Source organism: Catenuloplanes nepalensis (genome assembly GCF_030811575.1).
In the GTDB taxonomy this organism is placed as follows: domain Bacteria; phylum Actinomycetota; class Actinomycetes; order Mycobacteriales; family Micromonosporaceae; genus Catenuloplanes; species Catenuloplanes nepalensis.
In genome coordinates this window covers 6,645,829-6,671,441 of record NZ_JAUSRA010000001.1, presented here as the reverse complement: position 1 = coordinate 6,671,441, position 25,613 = coordinate 6,645,829, and the positions used below count along the sequence as shown (strand labels likewise).

The 25,613-nt window shown below is 71.2% G+C and carries 21 protein-coding genes; 11 read left to right on the top strand and 10 right to left on the bottom strand.

Features of this window, described 5'->3' with window-relative positions:
- Nucleotides 1–772: 772 nt before the first annotated feature.
- The 5 genes from J2S43_RS28670 to J2S43_RS28650 form a co-directional block, all read right to left on the bottom strand.
- Complete coding sequence (locus tag J2S43_RS28670) at nt 773–1,531, bottom strand: SDR family NAD(P)-dependent oxidoreductase (RefSeq protein ID WP_306834452.1); 759 nt, start codon at nt 1,529–1,531, stop codon at nt 773–775.
- A 31-nt stretch (nt 1,532–1,562) separates the two neighbouring features.
- Nucleotides 1,563–2,399: a helix-turn-helix transcriptional regulator gene (locus J2S43_RS28665; protein ID WP_306834450.1), complete on the bottom strand. Its 837-nt coding sequence runs from the start codon at nt 2,397–2,399 to the stop codon at nt 1,563–1,565.
- 71 nt (nt 2,400–2,470) lie between these two features.
- Entirely contained in the window at nt 2,471–3,202 is a 732-nt protein-coding gene (locus tag J2S43_RS28660) for a tyrosine-protein phosphatase (RefSeq protein ID WP_306839513.1), read from the bottom strand.
- 74 nt (nt 3,203–3,276) lie between these two features.
- Nucleotides 3,277–3,747 (bottom strand): PRC-barrel domain-containing protein, encoded by a 471-nt coding sequence (locus tag J2S43_RS28655; protein ID WP_306834449.1) that lies wholly within the window; start codon nt 3,745–3,747, stop codon nt 3,277–3,279.
- A 69-nt stretch (nt 3,748–3,816) separates the two neighbouring features.
- Entirely contained in the window at nt 3,817–4,344 is a 528-nt protein-coding gene (locus J2S43_RS28650) for a carboxymuconolactone decarboxylase family protein (RefSeq protein ID WP_306834448.1), read from the bottom strand.
- A gap of 202 nt (nt 4,345–4,546) precedes the next feature.
- On the opposite strand from J2S43_RS28650, the gene cimA reads away from it, so the two are divergent.
- Nucleotides 4,547–6,127, top strand: a complete 1,581-nt coding sequence (gene cimA, locus J2S43_RS28645; RefSeq protein WP_306834447.1) for a citramalate synthase — start codon at nt 4,547–4,549, stop codon at nt 6,125–6,127.
- A gap of 335 nt (nt 6,128–6,462) precedes the next feature.
- Here the strand turns inward: cimA and J2S43_RS28640 are convergent, their stop codons facing one another.
- The 5 genes from J2S43_RS28640 to J2S43_RS28620 form a co-directional block, all read right to left on the bottom strand.
- Complete coding sequence (locus J2S43_RS28640) at nt 6,463–7,398, bottom strand: endonuclease/exonuclease/phosphatase family protein (RefSeq protein ID WP_306839511.1); 936 nt, start codon at nt 7,396–7,398, stop codon at nt 6,463–6,465.
- Nucleotides 7,399–7,609: 211 nt separating this feature from the next.
- A complete protein-coding gene (locus J2S43_RS28635) occupies nt 7,610–7,978 on the bottom strand; it encodes a response regulator transcription factor (protein WP_306834445.1) in 369 nt (122 codons plus the stop codon).
- A gap of 114 nt (nt 7,979–8,092) precedes the next feature.
- Entirely contained in the window at nt 8,093–9,433 is a 1,341-nt protein-coding gene (locus J2S43_RS28630; RefSeq protein ID WP_306834444.1) for a M16 family metallopeptidase, read from the bottom strand.
- Entirely contained in the window at nt 9,430–10,755 is a 1,326-nt protein-coding gene (locus J2S43_RS28625; protein ID WP_306834442.1) for a M16 family metallopeptidase, read from the bottom strand. The genes J2S43_RS28630 and J2S43_RS28625 overlap by 4 nt, the downstream gene beginning before the upstream one ends.
- Nucleotides 10,756–11,867: 1,112 nt before the next feature.
- The gene (locus J2S43_RS28620) at nt 11,868–12,830 is read right to left on the bottom strand and encodes a pectate lyase family protein (RefSeq protein WP_306834440.1); all 963 of its coding nucleotides are present in this window, start codon (nt 12,828–12,830) and stop codon (nt 11,868–11,870) included.
- A 394-nt stretch (nt 12,831–13,224) separates the two neighbouring features.
- On the opposite strand from J2S43_RS28620, the gene J2S43_RS28615 reads away from it, so the two are divergent.
- The 10 genes from J2S43_RS28615 to J2S43_RS28570 all read left to right on the top strand — a co-directional run bounded on the left by J2S43_RS28615 (nt 13,225) and on the right by J2S43_RS28570 (nt 25,613).
- The gene (locus J2S43_RS28615) at nt 13,225–13,551 is read left to right on the top strand and encodes a YegP family protein (protein ID WP_306834438.1); all 327 of its coding nucleotides are present in this window, start codon (nt 13,225–13,227) and stop codon (nt 13,549–13,551) included.
- Between the two features lie 86 nt (nt 13,552–13,637).
- A complete protein-coding gene (gene pstC / locus J2S43_RS28610; RefSeq protein WP_306834436.1) occupies nt 13,638–14,660 on the top strand; it encodes a phosphate ABC transporter permease subunit PstC in 1,023 nt (340 codons plus the stop codon).
- 1 nt (nt 14,661) lies between these two features.
- The gene (gene pstA, locus J2S43_RS28605) at nt 14,662–15,909 is read left to right on the top strand and encodes a phosphate ABC transporter permease PstA (RefSeq protein ID WP_306834434.1); all 1,248 of its coding nucleotides are present in this window, start codon (nt 14,662–14,664) and stop codon (nt 15,907–15,909) included.
- The gene (pstS, locus tag J2S43_RS28600; protein WP_306834432.1) at nt 15,896–17,524 is read left to right on the top strand and encodes a phosphate ABC transporter substrate-binding protein PstS; all 1,629 of its coding nucleotides are present in this window, start codon (nt 15,896–15,898) and stop codon (nt 17,522–17,524) included. The genes pstA and pstS overlap by 14 nt, the downstream gene beginning before the upstream one ends.
- Nucleotides 17,524–20,193, top strand: coding sequence for a hypothetical protein (locus J2S43_RS28595; protein ID WP_306834430.1), 2,670 nt, complete (start codon nt 17,524–17,526; stop codon nt 20,191–20,193). The genes pstS and J2S43_RS28595 overlap by 1 nt, the downstream gene beginning before the upstream one ends.
- A gap of 286 nt (nt 20,194–20,479) precedes the next feature.
- The gene (locus J2S43_RS28590) at nt 20,480–21,574 is read left to right on the top strand and encodes a type 2 periplasmic-binding domain-containing protein (protein WP_306834428.1); all 1,095 of its coding nucleotides are present in this window, start codon (nt 20,480–20,482) and stop codon (nt 21,572–21,574) included.
- Nucleotides 21,575–21,657: 83 nt separating this feature from the next.
- Nucleotides 21,658–22,710 carry a hypothetical protein gene (locus J2S43_RS28585; RefSeq protein ID WP_306834426.1) on the top strand — a complete coding sequence of 351 codons (1,053 nt, stop codon included), beginning with the start codon at nt 21,658–21,660 and terminating at the stop codon, nt 22,708–22,710.
- Between the two features lie 57 nt (nt 22,711–22,767).
- On the top strand, nt 22,768–24,201 hold the full coding sequence (locus J2S43_RS28580) for an Ig-like domain-containing protein (protein WP_306834424.1): 1,434 nt from the start codon (nt 22,768–22,770) through the stop codon (nt 24,199–24,201).
- Between the two features lie 66 nt (nt 24,202–24,267).
- Complete coding sequence (locus J2S43_RS28575) at nt 24,268–25,320, top strand: WxL protein peptidoglycan domain-containing protein (RefSeq protein ID WP_306834422.1); 1,053 nt, start codon at nt 24,268–24,270, stop codon at nt 25,318–25,320.
- Nucleotides 25,317–25,613 (top strand): hypothetical protein, encoded by a 297-nt coding sequence (locus J2S43_RS28570; RefSeq protein ID WP_306834420.1) that lies wholly within the window; start codon nt 25,317–25,319, stop codon nt 25,611–25,613. The genes J2S43_RS28575 and J2S43_RS28570 overlap by 4 nt, the downstream gene beginning before the upstream one ends.

Below are 25,613 nucleotides of genomic sequence, written 5' to 3'. Positions count from 1 at the left end.
CTTGTCCTGCTGGCGGGGCCGGGAGATCTTGACGGCCTCGGGCCTGGCGTCTGAGTGATCAATCAGGTGAGCGAAAACGCGATCAACTTCGATTTTTGATCTACCTTTTGCTCACCTGATTGATCACTCAGGCTGCGGCGGTGTCGGCTCGCGAGTGTGTGGTCCGGGCCGGAGGGTGGGATGTAGCGATATTTCGGGCGAGCGGCGCCCGGTTGCCGCGAGCGGGCCGGGTCAGCTCGCGCTTCCCGGCCCGAAAAGGGCTGGACAACAGAGTCGGTCCGAGGGGTGTGGGCGACAGAGGACGGCCGGCGGGCGTCGCGCGGACGTCGGCGGGGCGCTTTCGGGAGCGCAGCCAGGAATCCGTGGTCAACTCAAGCTACGTGGCATTGGGCACCGGTCGTCGCTGGCGCTCCTCCCTACGATCCGAGGCCGCAAGGACAGCACCGCTCCGCGGTGTTCAGGACCGTCCCGTTCCGGGCTGCTCGGGTAGCACCGCTCCGCGGCATCTGTGCTGCACCGCTCCGCGGCATCTGTGCTGCACCGCTCCGCGGCATCTGTGCTGCACCGCTCCGCGGCGCTTCGGCAACACCGGTTCGTGGCGCGTGGTAGCGCCGCTCCGCGGGACTCCCGCGCCGGCGGTCGCCGTCGGCTCCAGTCGCTCCGAGGTCCGGGCGTCCCTCACGTCGTTCTAACGACGTGAGGGACGCCCGGACCACTGTTGGCGCCGTAATGATATTTCGCGAAATATCGGGCGTGGTCGTCGCCTCGGCGGTCAGATGAGCATGCCGCCGGAGGCCTCGATGCGCTGTGCGGTGACCCAGCCGGTGTCGCCGGTGAGCATGGCGACGACGACGCCGGCGATGTCCGCGGGACGGCCGATGCGGCCACGGGCGGTCTGCGTGCCGATGTAGGCGCCGACGTTCTCGTCGAGCAGGCCGCCGCCGGCGAACTCGGTCGCGGTGGCACCGGCCGCGATCACGTTGGCGGAGATGCCGCGCGGCGCGACCTCCTTCGCCAGGTACCGGGTGAAGACCTCGACCGCACCCTTCATCGCGCCGTACGCCGAGTAGAGCCCTTCGCCGGTGAAGCGCGACAGCCCGGTGGAGAAGTTCAGGATCCGCCCGCCGTCCGCGATCAGCGGCAGCAGCTTCTGGGTCAGGAAGAACGGGCCGCGGAAGTGCACCGCGAAGACCTCGTCGACCATCTCGACCGTGGTGTCCGCGATCGTGGCGCCCGGCCCGGTGCCGGCGTTGTTGAGCAGGAAGTCGAAGTCGTCGCGCTCCCACGTGGTGCGCAGCGCCTCGCGTACCGTCGCGGTGAACTGATCGAAGGTGTTGATCTCGCGTGTGTCCAGCGGGATCGCGACCGCGGTCCGGCCGAGGCCGCGCGCTTCGGCGAGAACGGCCTCGATGGCGTCCTTCGCCGGCGTGCGGTAGGTCAGGATCAGGTCGACGCCGGCCTCGGCGAGCGCGAGCGCGTAGGCGCGGCCGAGACCGCGGTTGCCGCCGGTGATCAGGGCGATTTCAGGCATGGTGGTCCCCTCGAACGGTGAAATGGATCGATCAGAAGCGCTGGTCGCCGAGGACCGACAGCAGTTCGAGCTTCTCGTAGCTCGTGCTGCCCGGCACCGCGGTGAACACCAGCAGCGTCTGTGACTGGCCGGGGTCGACCAGCGTCTGGCAGTGCACCTCGATCACGCCGAGGTCCGGATGCGCGATCCGCTTGGCGTCGAGGTGGGTGGCGGTGACGTCGTGCGCGGCCCAGATCGCGCGGAACTCGTCGCTGACCGTCAGCAGCGCGTCGACGATCTCCGCGGACCGGGAGGAGCGGCCGTCCCGGGTGAACGCGCGCCGCAGCTGCGCGGCGAAGACCCGCCCGTGCAGCGGATGGTCCTGGACCGGATACACCCGCCGGGCGTCCGGCTCGGTGAACCAGCGGTAGACCGTGGCCCGCGCCGGCCCGGTCCACCGCGAGTCGTCGCCGAGCAACGCGATCGCGGGCCGGGTCTGCAGCAGCGTCTCGCCGAGCTCGTTGAAGACGATCGCCGGTGTGTCGGCCAGCCGGTCCAGGATCCGCATCAGGCCGGGCGCGACGTGGTCGGTGTGCACGGTCCGGCGCGGCGTCGCGTGCCCGGCCAGCCGGAACAGGTGGTCGCGCTCATCGAGCGAGAGCCGCATGCCCCGGGAGATCGCGGCCAGCATGTCCTCGGACGGCATCGGCCCACGCTGCTGCTCGATCCGCGCGTAGTAGTCCGCCGACATCCCACACAGCGCCGCGACCTCCTCCCGCCGCAGCCCACCGGTCCGCCGCCGGGGCCCGCGCTGCAACCCGACATCCTCGGGTTGCAGCGCCTCCCGGCGGGTCCGGAGGAAGTCAGCCAGCTGAGCGCGATCGGTCATGCCCCCAGCTTGCCCCCGCCTCACCCCCGGATGAAGGGCTCACGTATCCAGGGACCACCTGACCGTGGCTGTCAGGTGGTGAGCAGGTGGGTGCGCATGGCGGCGATGGCGGTGGGGGTGACGCCGGCGTGCAGGGCGTAGGCCTCGATCGAGCCGTGCTTCGCGCGGAGTTCGGTGAGGAACGTGGCGATCGTCTCGGGCTCGGAGCCGAAGAACGGGGTGGGGTACGCGCCGGTGCCCGCCCACGTGGCCTTGACGTGGGCGGAGAAGCGGTCCGAGGCCTCGGTGCTGAGCGCGTAGTCGGCGATGATGTCGTCGTCGGAGACGCCGAGCAGGCCGAGCGTGAGCGCGACCGTGATGCCGGTGCGGTCCTTGCCGGCCACGCAGTGCACGACCACCGGCGCGGTGGACTCCGCGGCGATCAGCGTCAGCGCCTCGGCCCAGCCGGCCGCCCCGGTCTCGGCCATGTCGCGGTAGCGGTCGGCCATCCAGCGCGCGTTCGTCAGCCCGCTGCCCTCGAACGGCGTGTCCTCCCATTCCGCGTGCTCCGGGTGGATGTGGTGGTAGTCGAGGCCGAAGTGCTCGGGGACGCGGCCGTCGCGGGTGATCTCGTGCGGGCGGCGGAGGTCGATGACGGACTTCACGCCCAGGTCGCGGAACGCCGCTTCGTCCGCGGCGTCCAGCCGGTGCAGCGAGTCGGACCGGAACAGGCGGCGCCAGCGGACCGTGCGGCCGTCCAGCCCGGGATAACCGCCCACGTCACGGAAGTTGAAGGTGGCCGAGAAGGGGAAGGTGCGCGTCATCTCCACCCGGCGAAGAATAACGGCCGGTGGGGCTGCAGCCCCACCGGCCGTTGATGTTCGATCACGTACCGCCGTTACAGGCGCGGTGGCGCGATCTGACTCGGCGTCGTGTACGAGTCGCCGTAGTAGTTACCCACCTTGTCGCGGTAGGCCGGGTCGCCGTGCTGGTCGTCGTCGTACTCCGGAGCAGACTTGATCTGATCCTTCGTGCGGTCCACGTAGACCTTGTGGTCGTCGTGGTCCACGTTGTTGACGACGCCGGCCGGCAGCAGGACCTTCTTACCGAAGATCCACGGCCCGGTGTCGACCACCAGGTAGCCGGCGCCGACCTCGGTGGAGGCGGAGTCGACCTTGCCGATGTGGCCGTCGGTCGCCTCGACCTTGTAACCGGCCAGGGCGGCACCGCTCACGCCGGAGTCCTCGCGGTACTCCCACGCGGACCAGCCCGCGGGCCGATCCTGAGTCAGCCCGGCCGGGTCCGGCGTCCGGAAGGTCTCCTGCGGGTCGTACGCGCTGTTCGGAGTCTGAGGCGTAGGGCCAGTCATGATGGCTTTCCTCCTCTGGATAGACCCTGTTGCTCTGTCACTCATCGACATACCCGCGTCGTCGTGGAACTAACCAGCCGCGTCGAGAGTGACCGCGGCCGCGTGCACCACCGCGGCGATGCGCAGCGCTTCGTGAACCGCGCCGGAGTCCAGGCCCGCACGGCGTACCCCCTGGTCATGGTTTTGCAGGCAGACCTCGCAGCCGGCGATCGCGGACACCGCGAGGCACCACAGTTCGAAGTCGGCCTTGGTGACGCCGGCCGCGGCCAGCGCGGGCGAGGTGATCGCGCGCATGCGCAGGCCGATCGGGTGGCGCGCGCCCCCGAGCATGTGCTGCGCGCGGTAGTACACGTTGTTCATCGCCATGATCGAGGCGGCGGCGCGCGCCTGGTCCACCACCGGGGCGTCCAGCCGGGCTGCGGCCTCCGCCGTGAACACTCCGATCACGACCGGCTGACGGGCGGCGATCGCGCACGCCAGCGCCGCACCCCACGCCTGCGCGTCGGTCAGCGGCGTCCCGAGCAAGACCCGGCCGAGGTTGACTCGGAGATCGTCGGCATACGGCGGGAGTGATTCCCGCAGCTCAGAGAGATTCACCCTGTAGGTCCGTCCCGGATTGTGGGTTTCTGCCACCGAAGGTTGGACAACAGTGGCAAGCTTTCGAACGTGACTTCCGCTTCCCTGATTATTGGCACCTAGCGCACCGGCAATCCCCTCGCCGAGTGCGCAGACCTCCCGCGACCGCGGGGGGTCTTTTTGTTGGTCCACACACAAGCCAGACCAAGAAGAAGGTAAAGCCATGGACTACCAGGTGTTCGACACGACGCTCCGCGACGGCGCGCAGCGCGAGGGGATCAGCTTCTCGGTCGCGGACAAGCTCGCGGTCGCCGCGCTGCTCGACGAGTTCGGCGTCGGCTTCATCGAGGGCGGCTGGCCGGGCGCGATGCCGAAGGACACCGAGTTCTTCCGCCGCGCCCGCACCGAGCTGGACCTCAGGCACGCGCAGCTGGTCGCGTTCGGCGCGACCCGCAAGGCCGGCGTGGACGTCGCCGAGGACCCGCAGATCGCGGCGCTGCTCGACTCCGAGGCGCCGGTCGTCTGCCTGGTCGCGAAGTCGGACATCCGGCACGTCGAGCGCGCGTTGCGCACCACCGGCGACGAGAACCTCGCGATGATCCGGGACAGCGTCGCCCACTTCCGCGCGCACGGCCGCCGCGTCTTCATCGACTGCGAGCACTTCTTCGACGGCTTCCGCTTCGACCCGGACTACACCGCGTCCGTCGTGCGGACCGCGCTGGACGCCGGCGCCGAGCGCGTGGTCATGTGCGACACGAACGGCGGCATGCTGCCGTCGATGATCACCGCGGCGATCGGGGACCTGACCGCGCGGCTGGGCATCGACGCGGACCGGCTCGGCATCCACTGCCAGAACGACACCTCCTGCGCGGTGGCGAACACGATCGCCGCGGTCGAGGCCGGCGTGCGGCACTTCCAGTGCACCGCCAACGGCTACGGCGAGCGCCCCGGCAACGCGGACCTGTTCGCCGTCGTCGGCAACCTGCAACTCAAGCTCGGGCTCCCGGTCCTACCGGACGGGTGCCTGGAGAAGGCGGTGCGCGTCTCGCACGCCATCGCCGAGATCGCCAACATCGCCCCCGACACCCACCAGGCCTACGTCGGGGCCGCGGCCTTCGCCCACAAGGCGGGACTGCACGCGAGCGCGATCAAGGTGGACCCGGTGCTCTACAACCATGTCGATCCGGCCGTGGTCGGCAACGACATGCGCATCCTGGTCACCGAGATGGCCGGCCGGGCCAGCATCGAGCTCAAGGCCAAGGAGCTCGGTGTCGACCTGGCCGGCCAGCCGGAAGCGCTGTCCCGGGTCACCAAGCGGGTCAAGGAACTGGAGGCGGACGGCTGGAGCTTCGAGGCCGCGGACGCCTCCTTCGAGCTGCTGGTCCGATCCGAGCTGCCGGGCGCCGAGCCGGTCCGGCCGTTCGGGCTGGACTCGTACCGGGTGATCGTCGAGCATCGCGAGGACGGCGCGGTCGTCTCCGAAGCCACGGTCAAGGTCCGGGTCGGCGCGCAGCGGGTGATCGCCACCGCCGAGGGCAACGGCCCGGTCAACGCGCTCGACGAGGCGCTCCGCCAGGCGCTCTCCGCGCACTACCCGGCGCTCGCCACGTTCGAACTGGCCGACTACAAGGTCCGCATCCTGGAGGGCTCGCACGGCACGTCCGCGGTCACCCGCGTGCTGGTCGGCACGAAGGCCGCGGCGGACGGCGGCTGGACCACGGTCGGCGTCCACGAGAACGTCGTCGAGGCCTCCTGGCACGCACTCGTCGACGCGCTCACCTACGGCGTCGACCACGCGGCCTGACAGGCGAAGACCCCATCCGCTTCCGGCGGGCGTCGATCACGCGGTCTGACAGGCGAAGAGCTTTCAGAACCGGATATTCCCGCTTCCGGCGTGGGCGCTTTGCGAGTGCTCCCGCGGGCACCGGTCGTCGCTGGCGCTCCTCCCTGCGAGCCAGGTGGGTGGCCGGGTCAAACCCGAACCGAGATCAGGGCGTCCCCCGAGTCGTTCTAACGACGTGGGGGACGCCCTCATCTTGTGCTCTTCGGGGCGGCGACTCGCGGCTGGCCCGTCACGACCGGCGGGGTCACGCTTGGGTCAGTGCGGCGTCACGCCGGGTCCGGGCGGCGTCACGCCGGTCAGGGGCGTGGGAGTTGGAGGGTGGCGAAGACCGGACGGTGGTCGGAGCCGGGCAGGCGCAGGACCTGCATCGACTCCACCCGGATGCGCTCGTCGGCCAGCACGTGGTCGAGCTGGACCGGCGGGATCAGGGCGCCGTCGTACGGGCCCCAGGTGCCGAACAGGCCACGCCCGGTCGCGTCCGCGGCGTCCCGGTAACCGGAGGCGACCAGCGCGCGCAGCGGCGAGTGGTCCAGCGTGGAGTTGAAGTCGCCGAGCAGCAGCCGGATCGGGCCGTCCGGCGTGGCCCGCGGCAGGTTGCCCAGGTCCTCCCGCCAGTCGTCCAGCACGGGCAGGCCCCACGGCGCCATCGGATGCACGGACTCGGCCAGCACCGGCGCCGCGCCCGGCACCCGTACCGTCCCGTACGCCTGGGTGAACTCCGACGAGTGCACGCGCACGCCGGTCTCGGTGAGCGGATAGCGTGAGTAGAGCGCGGACCCGGCCGCCGAGTTGATCGGGCTCACCTGGCGGTAGGGCAGCAGCGTGCCCAGGCCGTGCGCGTACAGCCCGGTCCCGACGTCGGGTGTGAACTCCTGGATCGCCAGCACGTCCACCTCATGCTCGCGAACCAGCGCGACCAGCGCGTCCGTCTCGGCGCCGCCGCCGAGCACGTTCGCGGTCAGCACGCGCAGCACCGGGCCCTCGGCCGTGCCGCGGTCGGCGTCCGGCACCGCGCGGGGCAGCACCATCGCGGTCAGCGCGACCGCGGCCAGCACCGCGAGCACGGCCGGCCACCAGCGGCGCAGCGCCAGCGTGACCAGCGCGACGACGAGCGCGGCGCCGGTCACGTACGGCGTGAAGGCGATCAGCTGAATGACCGGCCCGTAGTCCAGCCCCAGCCCTCGCACCAGCGCCCAGACCGCGAACGGCACCGCGGCCACCCAGCAGAGCACGGTCAGCGGGCGGCGGCTTCGACGAGAGAGATCCACACTCACGCCGCGCACGCTATCGGGCCACCGCGGCAGCCCGCCAGGAAATGCCGCATGGATCATCCGACGCAACGACTCCGCCGGTCGCGAACGTCGGCACCACCCCAGCCGGCCTGCATCGCTTCAGCCGGTCAGCGCGCGGACGCGCTTCAGCCGGTCAGCGCGCGGACGCGCTTCAGCCGGCCAGCGCGCGGACGCGGGCCACCAGGTCGGCCAGCGCGAACGGTTTGGTCAGGAACGCGGCCTCGGCCAGGCGGTGGTCCGCGCTGTGCCGTGCGGTCAGGAACAGCACCGCCGGCGGTGCGTCGGACGCGCGCATCTCATCCGCCGCGTCGAACCCGTTCTTGCCCGGCATCGTCACGTCCAGCACCACCACGTCCGGGTGCGTGGTCGCGGCGGCCCGGACGGCGCGCACGCCGTCCGGCGCGGTGACGACCTCGAAACCGGCCGCCCGCAGCGTCATCGACAGCAGCTGCCGGGTGTTGGCGTCGTCGTCCGCGACCAGAACACGCCCAAGGACCCGCCCAGCCCTCTCCCCGCCCATGCCCGGACCTTGCCAAACCAGGCTGCGCCTGTGGTGAAGCCATGCTGTGAGACGACTGTGAGCCACATACGAAAGGGTGGGAACCGGACACGGTCCCCACCCTTCGAGTGACGGTCAGGCGTCGACGACCTCACCCAGACCGGTGGCGACCAGGTCGTCGCGGATCAGCGCCGCGTCGCCCTCGACCACCATGGTCAGGCCCTGCGGGTGCAGGTGCGCGGCCGCGGCCGCGGAGACCTCGTCCACCGTGGCGGACAGCAGCGACTCGCGCAGGCGCGGGAAGTAGTCGTCCTCCAGCCCGTGCACGACCAGCGTGGTCAGCGCGCCCGCGATCGCGCCCGGCGTCTGCATCTCCACCGACAGTTGCCCGGCCCGCCAGGCTCGCGCCACCGCCAGCTCGTCGGAGGTGACGCCGCCGGACCGGGTCCGGGACACCTCGCCGATCGTGTCGACCAGCGCCGGCGCGGTGAACTTCGTCTGCACGCCCGCGCTGATCAGCAGCCGCCCGAAGCGCCGGGCCAGACCGAAGTCACCGCGGATGCCGTACGTGTATCCCCGCACCTCCCGGATCAGGTGGTTCAGCCGGGACGTGAACGCGCCGCCGAGCACCGTGCCGGTCAGCGTCATCGGCACGTAGTCCGGGTGCGCCCGGTGCGGCGCCCGGTGCCCGAGCCGCAGCGTGGACTGCACCGATCCGGGCCGGTCCACCAGGATGATCTTCCGGGAGTCCGCGATCGGCACGTCCAGCGGCCCGTCCTGTGCGAGGACCGCCGGCTCGGTCCCGGCGAACGCGATCGCGGCCAGCGCGTCCAGGTCCAGCACGTCCAGGTCGCCGACCACGATCAGCACGCCGGGCCGGGTCAGCCAGGTGCGGTGGAACGCGAGCACGTCGTCCACGGACACGCCCGCGACCGACTCCGGGTCGCCGTGCAGCGGGCGGCCGTAGCGGGAGTCCGCGCCGAACAGCGCGGCGCGCAGCGCGGCGTCCGCGCGCGGGCCGGGCGAGGCCCAGTCCATCTTCAGGCCGGTGACCTCGTCGTCGCGCACCCGCTCCACGTCCTCCGGGCGCAGCGCGGGCGTGCGGGCCGCCTCCGCGACCAGCTCCAGCGCGCGCGGCAGCAGGTGCGCGGGCGCGGACGTGCCGGCCACGAACGTGTCCCAGTCGGACGAGGTGGACAGCTCCGCGCCGAGACCCTCCAGCGCCAGCGCGTACGCGGTGGCGTCCCGCGCCGTGGTGCCCTCCTCCAGCGCCTTCGCCACCACGGACGCGAGACCCTCGCGGCCGCCCGGCTCGTGCCCGGCGCCGCCGTCGAGCAGCAGCGTGGCGACGGAGAGCGCCTGACCGGGCAGGTGCGCCGCGATCACCCTGCCCCCGGCGACGTCCCGCCGGACGATCCGGGGAAACGTGTACGGCCGGGGCGCGCCGGTCCCGGGACGTTCGGAAACCAGCGTCACTTGTCGTTCTCCTCTGCAAGCTCGATCGGCAGGTACACCAGCGTCACCCGGCTCCGCGCGGTCAGCGTGGCCGCGACCGCGGTCAGCTCCTCGCGCGTGACGGACAGCCACGACGGCAGCTGGCCCGCGATCCGCGCCGGGTCGCCGAGCTGCGTCGCGAACCGCCCGAGTAGGTCGGACCGCCCGCCCGCGGTGGAGACCTGCCGCCACCACTGCGTGGTGAGCAGCGCCTTCGCCCGCTCGATCTCGTCGTCGGTGATCTCACCGGCGGCCAGCTCGTCCAGCACGGCGGTCAGGCCCGCCTCCAGCGCGTCCGCGTCCACGCCGTCCTTCGCGGTGGCCGAGATGATCAGCGGCGCGGGCGCGTACGCGAGGTCCACGCCGTACGCGCCGACGTTGTCCGGCTGCGCGAGCCGGCCCGAGTCGACGAGCCGCCGGTAGAGGCGGCTGCCCCGGCCGTTGCCGAGGATGCCGGCCAGCACGGTCACCACGTCGTACTCCCGGGAGCCGAACGGCGCGGTGCGGTGCGACAGGTAGAACCGCGGCGCCGGCACCTCCGCGTGCACGACCTCACGGGCCGGCGCGGGCAGGCCGCCCGGCAGCGCGGAGTCCGGCGGCGGCGGGACCTCGCCGGACTCGATCGCGCCGAAGTACTTCTCCGCGAACGCGAACACCTCGGCCGCGGTCGCGTCGCCGACCACGGTCAGCACCGCGTTGTTCGGCCGGTAGTAGGTGGTGTGGAACGCCTGGAACGTGGCCAGGTCCGCCGCGTTCAGGTCCTCCATCGACCCGATCGTGGAGTGGTGGTACGGGTGGCCGGCCGGGTAGAGCAGCGGGAGCAGGCGCAGCCAGGCGTCGCCGTAGGGCACGTTCTCGTACCGCTGGCGGCGCTCGTTCTTCACCACCTCGCGCTGGTTGTCCAGCGTCTCCTGGGTGAGCGCCGGCACCAGCCCGCCCATCCGGTCCGCCTCCAGCCAGAGCGCCAACTCCAGGTGCTCGGCCGGGACGGTCTCGAAGTAGTTGGTCCGGTCCGGGTTGGTGGTCGCGTTGAGCGAGCCGCCGGAGCCCTGGATCAGCTTCATGTGCTCGGTCTTCGCCACGTGCGCGGACCCCTCGAACATCAGGTGCTCGAAGAGGTGCGCGAAGCCGGTCTGACCCTCCGGTTCGTGGCGGGAGCCCACGTCGTACCACAGGTTCACGGCCACCACGGGCGCGGAGCGGTCCTCGCTGACCACGACCCGCAGTCCGTTGCCGAGCGTGGCGGTCTCGATGGGCCACGGGTAACCGGTGCTGGTCTCACCGGGCGCGTTTGCAGACGGCACGCAGCCTCCCTCTCACAGTCGGAGGCTCCCAGTATCCCCGCAGCCCACCGGAAAAGAGGGGTGACCGGCGTCCGTTCGCCAACGGCGGACACCCGTATTCCCACCGCTGTGCCGCCGCTCACGGTCCCCGGCTCGTTCCACGGGCGCGAGCCGCGGGCCAGGCCGGCCGGGCAGACCACATTCAACTTCCGGATCTTCCCACTTCCGGCGTGCCCACTCCGGGCATGCTCCCGCGGGCACCGGTCGTCGCTGGCGCTCCTCCCTGCACGTCCGCGGGCGGCTGAGTTCAGGGACAAAGAGCGGGGCGTCCTCCGGTTCTGGTCCGCACCCGCCCGCGCCGCTCATCGACCCCGCCGCTCACGACAGGACCCGCAGGCACCCCGAACCCGAAATGTCACGATAAAAGATCTTCCCCGTCGCCTTGCCGCCCCGTCGCCCGCCGCCTCGCCGCCTCGCCGCCTCGCCGCCTCGCCGCCCCGCCGCCCGCCGCCTCGCCGCCTCGCCGCCCCGTCGCCCGCCGCCCCGTCGCCCGCCGCCTCGCCGCTCCGCCGCCTCGCCGCCTCGCCGCCTCGCCGCCCCGTCGTCTCCCGCCCTCCTGCGACATCGGCGTGCCGGTGCGGCCGTGCCTGAGTGATCAATCAGTGGAGCAAAAGATAGGTCATTTAGCGAAGTTGACCTATCTTTTGCTCCACTGATTGATCACTCAGGGTGGATGGGCGCGGATTCGTGTGAGAACGGCGCCGCGACCTGGGTGAGATGTGGGGAAATTTCGGGCGTGGAGTGCCCGGCCGGCGCATCGAGACCCCGACGTCGAATGCACACTGATCCTTCGGCGTCAGGGTGGAGGCCGACGATCCGTGATCCAGGCGTCATTCACGCCGTTGGAGCGACGTGAATGACGCCTGGATCACCATCAGGCCGGTGATCCTGACGCCGGAGGCTCGGCAGTGGACGAGAAGCCGCGCGGCGCGTCCCTGCGCGGTCGCCGGTGGCGGTCGTGAACGAGGCCCGTGGGAGCGGCCTGGTTCTGATCCTTGCCACGGCGGGACCGGTGCCCGCGGGAGCACTGGGAACTCGGCCACGCCGGAAGCGGGAAGATCGGTTGTGAGGGTTTACATGCGGCCGTAACCGGCGCCCGCGCGGACCAGCGACGGGATCGAGGCCGGGGCGTCGAGCGTGTAGGAGTAGTAGGTGGAGGGCTCGACCACGGTGCCCGCGGTCTCGAACGGGCCGGAGTTGACGGACACGTTGTTGCGGGCGATCGCGCGGCCCGGCCCCGAGTCGGCGTACCCGCTGGCCGAGAAGAGCGGGAACGGCACGTTCTCGACGTAGTTGCCCTCCAGCACCAGGCCCGCGTTCTCGGTGGAGGCGGCGCCGTAGAGCGCGTTGTTCAGGAAGTAGTTGTTGTAGATGTGCACCGGCTCGCCGAACCGCACCCGCGGGTGCCGCTGACGGCTGTTGTCGAACCAGTTGTGGTGGATGCTGACCCGCAGGTGGCCCACGTCCGTGCCGGCCGCGCCGTCGGAGTGGCTGATCAGCATGCTCTTGTCGGTGTGGTCGAAGTGGTTCCAGGAGACCGTGACGAAGTCGGCGCCGCGGACGATGTCGATCGAGCCGTCCACCGCGCCGCGGATCGTGTTGTGGTCGATCCAGATGTGGTGTGACTGCTGGCCCACGTTGATCGCGTCGTCCTCCGCGTTGGTGAGCAGCAGGTTCCGGACGATCACGTTGTACGACTTGTAGAAGTCCAGGCCGCCGCCGTCGATGCGCCCGTTGGTGCCGACGCCGATGATCGTCTTGTTCGGCCGGACGCCCTGCTTGCTGGTGATCTCGATCAGGCCGTTCACCTGGATGACCAGCGGGCCGACGGTGTCGATGAACTCCAGGAACTGGTCCGCGTTCGTCGCGGTGACGACCGGGCCGCCGGCGCCACCGGTGGTGCCGGTGCCGAGCGCGGCGAACCCGGTGGGCGCGCTGTCGACCGCGGCGTGCGCGGTGCCGGGGAGTGCGGCGGCCGGGATCGCGGCGGCGAGCGGGGTGGCCGCGGCGGCGGTGAGGAGGGTGCGGCGTCGCATGGTCTGCCTTTCGGAGGGTGACGGCGGCACGGTGGTGCGGCCGGGCCGATCCTCGGGTGGCAGACCCCTCGGTGTCCTGAAGCGCGACGTTACGCCCGCCAGTCCATAGATGTCAATCGATAACCCGCCGGGCTGCGGACATGTCTGCTTTGAGGTACATGTTTCCGCGATTGCCGAGAAGTGCGATTGTTCAAGATCGTCACCATTTACCGCGCGGAGTGTTCACATTAGACCCGTGTTCATGTGAACCGCGTTTCGCTGATACACCGCCGTACAAGAGCATCTTGAATGCAATTGATCCTCACGTCCGGCAGGTCCACACAGGACAGACTATATCGGGAATTCGGGCCGACTGGTGCGATTTCATTTTCATCGAACTCGTGGCGGGGGAGTCGTGTGGCGCCTGGTGGGTCCGAACAACCGCGTCATAGGCGTCTCTCCCACCAGTTTCGACGGTGCTGACGCCGCCGTCGAGGCTGCTCAGAACGTACGCAGCCGGGCCGCCGGCGGTGCGGTGACCGTGCAGCTGGATGCATTTCGTCAATGGTGCTGGTCTATCACGGACGGTGAGCTGGGACTGCTCGCCGTCTCCGCCCACGGATACGAGCGAAGGACCACCTGCGAGTTGGCGGTCCAACGTTTCACGGAAAGCGCCGCAACGGCGCAGATCGACCAGGCGATCGGCCGTCGCGGCAGGTTCTGGCGGCCCGGCGCCGAATGAGCGGGCAGGCGCCCTGAGCCGCCGAACGTCCTGACCAGCGTGATCCGGCCTCGAACGGCACGAACGACATGAGGAGCGCAGCGCACGTGCAAGCGACAGGGACCATCACTCCGGCGGTGCTGGAGGAGCCGCCACCCCGCCCCCGCGTCCTCCGCGACCGGCCCGGCTTCGCCGACCGGATCTACCGGAGCGGCGCCCGGCTCGTCGGCCTGTTCGTCTTCCTGCTGATGGGCTCGATCGGGTGCTTCCTCGCCTGGCGGGGCAGCGACGCGATCCGGGGGGCCGGGTGGGGCTTCTTCACCACCGCGGAGTGGCAGCCGGAGGTCAACAACTTCGGCATCGCGGCCGTGCTCTCCGGGACCGTGCTGATCGCCACCGTGGCCGTCGTGGTCTCGGTGCCGCTCGCGCTGAGCACCGCGCTGTTCATCTCCGAGATCGCACCCCAGCGGTGGCGCGCCTGGCTGATCAGCGGCATCGACCTGATGGCCGCGGTGCCGAGCGTGGTCTACGGGCTCTGGGGCGCGGTCTGGCTGGAGGGCGAGGTGATCGGCGTCGCGCGCTGGATCTCCACCTGGTTCGGCTGGATCCCGTTCCTGCACGTGGACGGCGCCGACCCGACCAACCCGCTGGCCACCGCGAGCGTCTACACCGGCAGCACGCTGCTGGCCGGCCTCACGGTGTCGATGATGGTCGCGCCGATTCAGTGCTCGGTCATGCGGGAGGCGTTCAGCCAGGCACCGGCCGGTGAGCGCGAGGGCGCGTACGCGCTCGGTGCCACCCGCTGGGGCATGATCCGCTCGGTCGTGCTGCCGTTCGGCCGCGGCGGCATCATCGGCGGCACCATGCTCGGCCTCGGCCGCGCGCTCGGCGAGACGATCGCGGTGGTGCTGGTCATCTCCACGGTCTTCGAGATCCGGCCGCGCATCCTGGAGGGCGGCACCAGCTCGATCTCCAGCCTGATCGCGCTGCGCTACGGCGAGGCCAGCGGCTTCGGGCTGTCCGCGCTGATGGCCGCGGGTCTGGCGCTGTTCCTGATCACGATGGCCGTCAACTTCACCGCCTCCACGATCGCGGCCCGCTCGCGGTCCGGCGCGCAGAGCGAGGCCTGACATGACACAGCAGCTGGATCGCACCGTCGATCTCGAACTCGAGCCGATGCCGGAGCCGCGCACGGTCCTGCCGCGTCCCACCGGGCCGGTCCCGGTGCCCCGGCGGCTCGGCGGCATGCACCGCGACGAGCTGTTCAACCTGGTCGGCGCGGCCGCGGCCGGCGTGTGCACCGCGACGCTGCTCTTCGCCTGGCTGGCGCCGTTCAGCGGCGTCCTCGGCTTCGTGATCGTCGCGTTCGCCGCGTTCCTGGTCCTCTACGGGCTGCTCACCGCGCACACGTCGAGCGGCCCGGCGGTCCGCGACCGGCTCTGGACCACGATCTTCTACAGCGCGGCCGGGCTGCTGATGGTCAGCCTCGGCTGGGTGCTCTGGTTCACGCTGGCCCGCGGCACCGAGGCGATCTTCTGGCACCCGAACTTCTTCACCCGGGACCTCGCCGGGGTCGGCCCGCTGGACCCGCTCACCGCCGGTGGCGTGCTGCACGCGATGGTCGGCACGCTGGAGATGATCGCGATCGCGCTGGCCGTCACGGTGCCGCTCGGCGTGGCCTGCGCGGTCTACCTGACCCAGGTCGGCGGGCGCGGGTCGCGGCTGGTGCGCACCGTGGTCGAGGCGATGACCGCGCTGCCCTCGATCGTGGCCGGCCTGTTCGTCTACATCGTGATCATCCTGCTGTTCGGCTTCCCGGAGGGCGGGCTGGCCGCCTCGGCCGCGATCAGCATCATGATGCTGCCGATCATCATCCGGGCCGCGGACGTGGTGCTGCGCCTGGTGCCCGGCAACCTGCGCGAGGCCGCGGAGGCGCTCGGCGCGCCGCGCTGGCGCACGGTCTGGCACGTGGTGCTGCCCACCGCCCGCTCCGGCCTGGTCACCAGCGTCATCCTCGGCACCGCCCGCGGCATCGGCGAGACCAGCCCGGTGCTGCTGACCGCCGGCTACACGCAGTACATGAACACGAACCCGCTCGAGGAGGCCATGTCCTCGCTGCCGCTGGTGACGTACTACCTGGTCAGATCCGGCCAGGACGGCGACGAGAAACGCGCGTTCGGGGCCGCGGCCCTGCTGATGGTGATCGTGGTGCTGCTGTTCGCGATCGCCCGCCTGATCGGTGGCCGGCCCGCCGGTCGCGTCACTCCCCGCCAGGCCGGACGCCTCACCCGGCTCTCCGCCCGTGACCACGCCCGGATGTCCCGCCACCAGCTCGGCCGCCGGTCGGAACCCTTGGAGATTCTCGATGAACCACAATAGACCGCCATCGATCGCGAGGATCGCACTGATCGCGGTGGCCGCGCTGATCGGAGTCGGCGTTCCCGCACCGGCGCAGGCCGTCGACTACGTGCCGATCAACGGCGCCGGGTCCAGCTGGGCCGCGAACGCCATCAACCAGTGGACCAGCGCCGTGCACCAGAACGGCATGCGCGTCGACTACTCCGCGAACGGCTCGTCCGACGGCCGCCAGCGCTTCCTGCAGAAGACCGTCGACTTCGCGGCGTCGGACATCCCGTTCCAGCAGAAGCCGACGGACGGCAGCGCGCCGGAGAACCCGGCCCCGGGGACGTATGCGTACATGCCGATCGTCGCCGGTGGCACCGCGTTCATGTACAACCTCAAGATCGGTGGCAAGGCGGTCACCAACCTCCGGCTCTCCGGCGAGGTGATCGCGAAGATCTTCACCGGCGCCGTCACGCGCTGGGACGACGCCGCGATCAGGAAGGACAACCCGGGCCTGGCGATGCCGTCCCGGAAGATCGTGCCGGTCATCCGCTCCGACGGCTCCGGCAGCAGCGCGCAGTTCAGCCTCTGGATGCAGGCGCAGCAGGCGAACGTGTGGAACTCGTTCTGCGCCGGCAAGGGCTGCGGCCGCGGCGCCACCTCCTACTGGCCCACGTTCAGCGGTGCCGTGGCCAAGTCCGGTGACCTCGGCGTGGCCGCCTACGTCGCGCAGTCCTACTCCGAGGGCGCGATCGGTTACGTGCAGTACTCCTACGCGCTGAACTCCGGCTTCCCGGTGGCGAAGATGCTGAACGCGGCCGGCTACTACGTGGAGCCGACGCCGCTGAACGTGGCGGTGGCGCTGCAGCGGGCGAAGATCACCAACAGGCCGTCCGACCCGTCCGTGCACCTCACCCAGGACCTGACGGACGTCTACAAGTACACCGACCCGCGGGTCTACCCGATGTCGTCCTACTCGTACTTCATCCTGCCGACCACGGTCACCGGCAACTTCTCCGAGGCCAAGGGCAGGACGCTGGCGGCGTTCAGCTCCTACTTCGAGTGCGAGGGCCAGCAGGCCGCGCCGGACCTGGGCTACTCGCCGCTGCCGAAGAACCTGGTCGAGGCGAGCTTCCAGCAGATCGCGAAGATCCCCGGCGCCACGCCGAACAGCAAGCCGCTGGCGTCCTGCAACAACCCGACGTTCACCGCGGACGGGCACAACCGGCTGGCCGACATCGCACCGCAGCCGCAGCCCTGCGACAAACAGGGCACAAGCCAATGCAGCACGGGTACGGGTGGCAAGAAGAACACGGAGACGCCGGTCAAGAACGGCGGCGGTCAGGGCACCGGCAACGGCGGCGGGACCTCGGGTGGCCCGAGCGGTGGACCCTCGGGTGGCCCGAGTGCCCGCCCGAGCACCGGCCCGAGTTCGGCGCTGGTCTACGACCCGGCCACCGACCAGTACGTCGACCCGAACAGCGGCGTGTCCGGTGGCGGCGACCCGAACGTGGCCGCGATCCCGGTCGCGCTGCCGACCGGCACCGGCTGGACCGGCACCCAGACGCTGATGGTGCTGGCCGTGCTGGCCACCGGTGCGTTGATCCTCGGCCCGGCGCTGGTCGCCCGGCTCGTCCGGAGGCGGCAGTGATGACGACCATGCCCTGGCGGCGCCGCGCCGCGATCGGCCTGGCCGTGGGCCTCGCCGCCACGCTGACGGTCGAGCTCGGCTACCTCGGGGTCGCGCAGGCGGCCGAGGACCCGAGCATCGGCAAGGTGGAGTACACCGGCACCCCGATGACGGACTCCGCGGTCACGCTCAAGGGCGACGCCGCGTTCCCGAAGCTCGAGGTGACGGTCTCGCAGACCAGGGAGCTGACGAACCAGGCGGTCACGGTTACCTGGAAGGGGATGGACGCGCTCGTCAACGAGGGCCGGTTCTACGAGAACTACCTCACGATCATGCAGTGCTGGGGCGACGACCCGACCGCGCCGGCCGGCGCGCCGGCCCCTGCCCGGGAGACGTGTCAGTACGGCGCCTTCGATTCGTTCGGCATCGACAAGGACCCGGGCGGCCTCGGCTACACCCGCACGCGCACCGTCCTGCGCCGGGACGCGGCGGAGGCGCCGCTGAAGGGACCGGACGGGCAGCCGCTGCGCTACTTCGTGAGCGCGGAGAACACCCAGGGCGGCAGCGTGCCGTTCTGGCCGGTCACCAGCGGCTGGCCGGCGGTGAAGGACGGCGAGAAGCCGGCCCGGCCGAAGTTCGGGCAGTCCATCGACCAGGGCGGCGGCGGAGTGTTCGGCTACACGGACACCAACGAGGTCCCGTACGCGCAGCGACGCGTCGACGGGACCGGTGAGGAGCAGTTCGAGCTGCAGACCTCGCTGGAGTCGCCGTCGCTGGGCTGCGGCGCCCCGGTCGGGGACGCGGCCGAGCCGGTCGGCCGGTCCTGCTGGCTCGTGGTGGTGCCGCGCGGCACCACCGACGACGGCGCCGGAACCGGCACCGTCATCGGCCCGGGCGGCAAGCCGAACATCTCCACCTCGCCACTGACCGCGTCCGCGTGGGCGCACAAGCTGGCATTCCGGATGGACTTCCGGCCGGTGGGGGAGAGCTGCCCGCTCGGCAGCGCGCAGCGCCGGATCGTCGGCAGCGAGGTCGCCAAGACCGCGTTCGTCAACTGGGCGCCCGAGCTCTGCGGCGCCAGCAACGTGCCGTACTCGCTGACCACGATCTCCGAGTCGATCGCCCGCACCACCATCGTCAGCTCGATCCCCGGCAGCACCCGGGCCGCGCTCGTCAGCCGGCCGCTCCGCCGGGATCCCGACCATCCGATCTCGTACGCGCCGGTCGCGCTGTCCGGAGTGGCCGTCGGTTTCAACTTCGAGCGGCTCGTGAAGACGGGCCCGGACACCCCGGCTGCGGAGACCGCCGTGAGCGGCACCCGCCTGCCCCGGCTCAACCTGACGCCGCGCATCCTGGCCAAGCTGCTCACCGAGTCGTACGGCCGGTCCGTCCCGGTGGCTGACTCGAAGACCAACGTCCCGCCGGAGCACCTAGCCGACAACCCGACCACGCTCTTCAACGACCCGGACGTGCTGGCGATCAACCCCGAGGTCAAGTGGCTGAACGCGCCGCCGTACGAGGCGGCGAGCGCGGCGCCGCTCACCATCCTGGAGAACTCGGACGTCACCTGGACGCTCTGGCAGTGGATCAACGCGGACCCGGACGCCCGGAAGTTCCTGGACGGTACGCCGGACCAGTGGGGGATGACCGTCAACCCCAACTACAAGAGCATCGCGCTGCCGATCGAGAACTTCCCGAAGTCGGACCCGACGTGCACGCCGCTGACCGAGCAGGAGAAGAAGGACGGCGCGACCCCGCTCTGCGTCATCGACCGGGCGCCGTACGTGGAGAACCTGTCCGATGCCGCGCGCCGCACCCGGGCCGCGAACCCCGGCGGCATCGGCAGCCGGTGGATGCTCGCCGACGACCAGCAGAACCTCGACCCGAACAACAACCCGACCTACGCGCGGTGGAAGAAGAACACCCCGCACCCGCCCGGCAGCCGGTTCGTCATGAGCATCACCACCACCTCGGAAGCCGCCCGATACGGCCTGCAGACGGCGGCGCTGCGCAACGGTGCCGGCGTCTTCGTGGCGCCGGACGAGCCCGGCCTCCAGGCCGGTGCGTCCGCGATGGTGCCCTCCGAGGAGGACTCGCGGGTGCTGGTGCCGGACCCGGCCTCGACCGTGCCGAACGCGTACCCGCTGCCGCTGCTCACCTACTCTGCGGTGGCGGTGAAGGACATCGACACCGCCACGGACGCCACCGCGCGCACCGAGCTGGCGAACTTCGTCGAGTACGTCAGCGGGCCGGGACAGATCCGGGGCCTGGCGTTCGGGCAGCTCCCGCCGGGCTACAGCCCGCTGCCCTTCCAGCACCGGCTCCAGGCCCGGCGGTCGGTCGAGGAGATCAAGAGCGGCGTGGTGTCGGGTTACACCGACACCATCCCGCCCCCGCCGGCCGACCCGGGCGAGGACCCCGGCGACGTACCGCCGCTGACGGACGGGGACGTGCCGGGCCCGACCGGCGGCGGTGGGGTCCCGGACGGCGGGAGCGCCCCGTCGCCCGGCCCCGCACCCGCGGTCTCACAGAGCAGCGCACCCGCGCCGGTGCCGGTGGTGCAGGCCGGCCGCACACCGGACGACCCGGGTGTGATGCCGCCCTGGGTGCTGCTCGTGGGGCTGCTCGCGGGCCTCGCCGCGGCAGTCGCTGCGCCCCTGGTCCGGCCACGAAGCAGCGGAACCACCTAGTGGCCGCTGAATCCCTGACCGCTCAACCACGCAGCGACCGCTGAACGACCCGGTGACCGCTGAACCACCTCGAAGCCTGAACCACCTCGAAGCCTGAACCACCTCGAAGCCTGAACCACCTCGAAGCCGCGGGACCACCGAGCGCCCGCCGGCTCCAGATCTCCGCCCTTGCCACGAGTGAAGGGCGGTGAGCAAGACCGGCTTGCCCCTCAGAGAGGGAGGGGCAAGCCGGGACAGGTCAGTCTACCGGATAGCCCGGTAGGCGGTTCCCGAGGAGGAAACCGCAGTGTTCAACAGCAAGAAGGCACTCGCCGCGCTGATCACGGCTCCGGCCGTGGCCGCGCTCGTCGCGACCGGCCTCGTCGCCGGCCCGGCCGCCGCCGACCCGCCCCCGCCCACCGGCGCCTCGTACTGCACCGTCGGTTCCGACACCACGCAGGACGTGATCCAGCGGCTGGCCGGGACGGTGCAGTCGAGCGCGGCCACCGGCAACAAGAAGTTCGAGTCGTGGAACGCGACGGGCACCAGCCCGATCGACACCGGGTGCGCGGACGGCACGTTCACCCGCCCGAACGGTTCCAGCGCGGGTATCACGGCGCTGCGTGACTCGAAGGGCCTGCTGCCCACCGACGGCCCGGTTCCGGCCGGTGCGGTCAGCTTCGCGCGGTCCTCGCGTGGCCCGAACTCGGCCGGCTCGGACCTGACCTTCGTGCCGTTCGGCATCGACGCGGTCGCCGCGGCGGTCAAGTCCGGCGGGCTGCTGGACCAGGCCTTCCCGAACGGCCTGACCTTCGCGCAGCTCCAGTCGATCTACAACTGCACCACCACCAGCATCACCGTCGGTGGTCAGACCGCGACCATCGCGCCGTACGTGCCGCAGGCCGGTTCCGGCACCCGCTCGTTCTTCCTCGGCGCGCTGGGCCTGTCCGACACCGTCGTCGGCCCGACCTGCGTCAAGGACGTCACTGTCGGCGGCGCGGCCGTGCAGGAGCACGACGGCCGAGTCCTGACCGACCCGGCGGGCGTCGTCGAGATCGTCCCGATCTCGATCGCGCAGAACATCGCGCAGTCCAACACCTCGTTCACCCAGGCCGTCGACCGTCGCGGTGACTCGGAGCTGCTCGCGCTGAACGGCGTCGCGCCGACCACCGGTGCCGGCCTGACGCTGGCGATCAACCCGGCCTGGCCGGCCGCCTTCCAGCGCCCGGTCTACAACGTGTTCAAGACCACCGAGGTCTCCGGCATCTTCGCGGACCAGGCGCTGGTGAACCTGTTCGTCAGCAACAGCTCGGTCGTCTGCTCGAACGCCACCACCATCCGCCTGTTCGGCTTCCTCACCAACAGCGGCTGCGGGTCTCTCGGCACGCAGGGCAACAGCTGATCCTCCGCACCACCCGGGCGGTCGCGCCTCGCGCGGTCGCCCGGCCACGGGCACACCCGTACCACGGAACGGAGACCGACACCGTGACCAGCATCCGCCGCCTGACCGCCGCGCTCGTCCTCGTCCCGGCCGTCCTGGCCGTCGTGGCCGGCCCGGCCGCCGCCGACCCGCCCCCGCCCACCGGCGCCTCGTACTGCGCCGTCGGTTCGGAGACGATGCAGGCCGTCATGCAGCGGTTGGCCGGCACCGTGAGATCCGTGTCGGGCAAGACGTTCGAGTCGTGGCACGCGACCGGCTCCAGCACGATCACCACGTCGTGCGCACCGGGCGCGTTCCCCCGCCCGGGCGGTTCCACCGACGGCACTCTCGCGCTGCGTGACTCGAAAGGGCTGAACACCGGGCCGGTGCCGGACAACGCGATCAGCTTCGCGCGCTCGTGGCGCGGCCCGGTCGTGACCGGTGACGCGCTGCAATTCGTCCCGTTCGGTGTGGACGCGGTCGCCCCGGCCGTGCGGAGCGGCGGGCTGCTGGATCGCGCCTTCCCGAACGGCCTGAGCTTCGCGATGCTGCAGTCGATCTACAACTGCACCACCACCACGGTGACTGTGGGCGGCGAGACGCGGACCATCCGGCCGTACGTTCCGGGCCTGAAGTCCGACACCCGCAACTTCTTCCTGTACGCGCTGAACCTGCACGACACCGTGGTCAACACCACGTGTGTCCGGGACACCAAGCTCAGCGGCGAGCCCGTGCCGGAGAATGACGGCACCGTTCTGACCGATCCGGCCGGCGTCGTCGAGATCGTTCCGATGTCGATCGCCTCGATCATCGCGCAGACCGACCACGTCGTCACCGGCGTCGAGGATCGCCGCGGCGGCTCGAAGCCGATGGTGGTGGCGGGCGCGGCGCCGATCGTGAACGGTGCGATCAACCCGGCGTGGCCGGTCTGGCTGCAGCAGAAGGTCTACAACGCGTTCCCGCGGCGGAGCGTCGCGGGCGCGTTCGCGGACTCGGACCTGGTCAGCCTCTTCGTCGGGGTCAGCTCGATGGTCTGCACCGACACGGCCACGCTCCACCGGTTCGGCTTCCGCACCGCGTCCGACTGCGGCTCCCTCTCCGTGCTGGGCAACTACTGATCTTTCCTGGCCTTCCTCATCCCGTACGACAGTCCCCATAGATAGGAGATCGATATCGTGACCACTTTCCGTCGCCTGACCGCGGCGGTGACCGGTGCGCTGCTGGTGAGCGGCGTGTTCGCCGCCCCGGCGATGGCGGCACCCGGCTCCGGCCCGCTCACCTTCACGCCCAAGTCCGGCCAGCACCAGTTCGGTGACGGCAACCCCACCGACCGGTTCACGATCACCCCGGCCACCGCCGACTGCCCCACCGGGTCGGAGATGTACGTGGACGTCCTCAGCCCGCAGGGCTCCGAGGACGGGTGGCTGACGGCGGGCACCCCGATCACGGCGAGCGGGATCATCATCCGTGACCCCAGCGCCGGCCCGATCCTGACCGTTCCGGCGCACGAGGCCCACTTCCAGAACAACGTGGTGCAGGACATGGTCGGCCAGATCCTGCCGGCCGGCACCACGGACGAGCGGCTCTCGCCGGCCGACGCGGCGAAGCCGGTCGGCACCGTGATCGCCGAGGGGCAGTTCAGCGTCTTCTCGGTCTGCCTCAACGGGTCCGCCGTGGAGACGGCGCGGTCCGACATCCACACCGTCACGTTCAGGGCGGCCACCCGGGCACCGAAGCCCGCGAACTGGCCGGCCGAGCAGTTCTACGACGTGCTGCAGTGGAGCTACGCGTTCGACTCCGACGGCACGGACCAGCCGGAGGCCACCACGGTGACGCTCACCGCGTCGCCCGGTGGCTCCGCGCAGGCCGGCGCGGCGGTGTCGCTCACGGCCACGGTCACGCCCTCGGCCGCGACCGGCTCCGTGCGGTTCCTGGACGGCAGCACCGAGATCGGCACCAAGGCGGTCACCGCGGGCCAGGCGTCGCTGACGACGTCGGACCTGCAGACCGGCGCGCACTCGCTGAGCGCGGTCTTCACGCCGGACGACGCCACGAAGTACCTGGCGTCGACCGGCACGCTGTCCTACCAGATCGTCCCGTCGAACCCCAACGCACAGAAGGGCGAGGTCACGGTCCGCACCACGGTCCCGTCCTCCCCGGGCGGCGGCGACCTGACGATGACCGTGGACCAGTCCGCGGTCACGCTGCCGCAGGCGGTGCGCGAGGGTGACTCCTTCGTCACCGGCCAGGTCGGGGTCAACCTGGTCACCGTCACGGACAACCGGACCGGCACCCTGCCGGGCTGGAACGTCAGTGGCACGGTGGCGGACCGGTTCGCCGGCGCGAACGCGGCGAACTCCTTCGACGGTACGGCGCTCGGCTGGACCCCGCTCATCGTCTCCCAGGCGGCGGGTCAGGGCGTCACGGCCGGCCCGGCGGTGGAGTCCGGCACCGACCCGGGTCTGACCAGCCCCGGTTCGACGCTGGCGCTCGCACCGGCGGGTAGCGGTGCCGGCACCGCGAAGCTCGGTGCGGACCTGGCGCTGCAGTTCCCGGCCACCACGCCGGCGGACACCTACAGCGCCGTCATCACGATCACGCTGATCTGACGCGGTGACTCCCCGGGGCAGCCACTCCCGGGGAGTCACCCACCCGGTTCCGGAACGGACGAGACCATGAAGACCGCCGCCCTCCTCCTCGCGTCGCTGCTCGCGTCGCCTCCCCTCACCACCACCGCCCCCGCGCTCACCGCCGCGCCGGACCCGGTCACCTGGTCCGTGGCGCCCGCGACCGAGCAGGGCGGGGCGAAGCGCGCCTCGTTCGGCTTCGAGGCCGACCCCGGCCGGGAACTGCGCGACTCCGTGGTGGTCACCAACTTCAGCGGCGCACAGGTCACGTTCAAGCTCTACGCCAACGACGCGGTCAACACGCCCACCGGCGGCTTCGACCTGCTGGCCGGTGACAAGAAGCCGACCGACGTGGGCGCCTGGATCCGGCTCGCCGAGGACAGCGTGACGATCCCGGCCGGCGGCTCGGCCACGGTCCCGTTCACGCTCACCGTGCCGGCCAACGGCACGCCCGGCGACCACACCGGCGGCATCGTCGCCGCGCTCGTGCCCGCGGGCAACGGCCCGGTCACGGTGGAGAACCGGGTCGGCACCCGCGTCTACCTGCGCGTCCACGGCGCCCTGGTGCCGCAGCTCACCGTCACCTCGCTGACCGTGCGGCACCACGGGCGGTTCAACCCGTTCGCGGGCGGCGACGTGACCGCGCAGTACACGATCCGCAACACCGGCAACATCCGGCTGTCGGTCGGCCAGGGCGCGGACGTGACGTCCGGCACCGGCAACCGGCTCGCCGGCGCGGACGGCGCGGCCGTACCGGAGCTGCTGCCCGGCCAGTCGCTGACCTTCGATACCCGGCTGACCGGCGTGGAGCCGCTCGGCCCGATCACCACGAACGTCCGCATCACGCCCGCCGCGGTGACCGGCGACGCGTACGCCGAGTCGCTGAGCGCAGCCCAGCTCGGCACCGCGCAGCGCAGCACCGGCCTGTGGGCCGTGCCGTGGAGCCAGATCGTGTTCCTGACACTGCTGGCCGGCCTGATCTGGATGGCCGTCGAGATCTACCGCCGCCGTCGCCGGGCACACGCCCGTGCGCTGGCCGACGCCGTCGAGCAGGGACGGCGCGAGGCCACCGAAGAGTCCCGGATCAAGGAGTCGTTATGACCCGCCGAATCGCCCTGGCGCTGCTGATGTTCGCCGCCCTGCTGGGTGCCGGTGCCACGGCCGCCTACGCGGCGGACAACGTGACCGTCAACGTCTCCGTCCCGGAGGGCGCGAGCGAGCCGACGCCGTCCACCACCCCCACCAGCACCGACCCGGCGAACGGCAACGGGAACCTTCCCGACACCGGTCGCCCGATCCTGTTCATCCTCGGCGCAGCCGCCGTCCTGATCGTCGCCGGCGCGGGGCTCATGGCCCTGGGCAGGCGATCGGGCAAGTCGCACCGCCCCATATAA

Bases quoted from the DNA above. Each gene is read 5' to 3' on its own strand.
- J2S43_RS28595 (WP_306834430.1), top strand. From the start codon at position 17,524: ATGACGACCATGCCCTGGCGGCGCCGCGCCGCGATCGGCCTGGCCGTG.
- J2S43_RS28620 (WP_306834440.1), bottom strand. From the start codon at position 12,830: ATGCGACGCCGCACCCTCCTCACCGCCGCCGCGGCCACCCCGCTCGCC.
- J2S43_RS28575 (WP_306834422.1), top strand. From the start codon at position 24,268: ATGAAGACCGCCGCCCTCCTCCTCGCGTCGCTGCTCGCGTCGCCTCCC.
- J2S43_RS28570 (WP_306834420.1), top strand. From the start codon at position 25,317: ATGACCCGCCGAATCGCCCTGGCGCTGCTGATGTTCGCCGCCCTGCTG.
- J2S43_RS28665 (WP_306834450.1), bottom strand. From the start codon at position 2,399: ATGACCGATCGCGCTCAGCTGGCTGACTTCCTCCGGACCCGCCGGGAG.
- cimA (WP_306834447.1), top strand. From the start codon at position 4,547: ATGGACTACCAGGTGTTCGACACGACGCTCCGCGACGGCGCGCAGCGC.
- J2S43_RS28635 (WP_306834445.1), bottom strand. From the start codon at position 7,978: ATGGGCGGGGAGAGGGCTGGGCGGGTCCTTGGGCGTGTTCTGGTCGCG.
- J2S43_RS28655 (WP_306834449.1), bottom strand. From the start codon at position 3,747: ATGACTGGCCCTACGCCTCAGACTCCGAACAGCGCGTACGACCCGCAG.
- J2S43_RS28660 (WP_306839513.1), bottom strand. From the start codon at position 3,202: ATGACGCGCACCTTCCCCTTCTCGGCCACCTTCAACTTCCGTGACGTG.
- pstS (WP_306834432.1), top strand. From the start codon at position 15,896: ATGAACCACAATAGACCGCCATCGATCGCGAGGATCGCACTGATCGCG.
- J2S43_RS28670 (WP_306834452.1), bottom strand. From the start codon at position 1,531: ATGCCTGAAATCGCCCTGATCACCGGCGGCAACCGCGGTCTCGGCCGC.
- pstA (WP_306834434.1), top strand. From the start codon at position 14,662: ATGACACAGCAGCTGGATCGCACCGTCGATCTCGAACTCGAGCCGATG.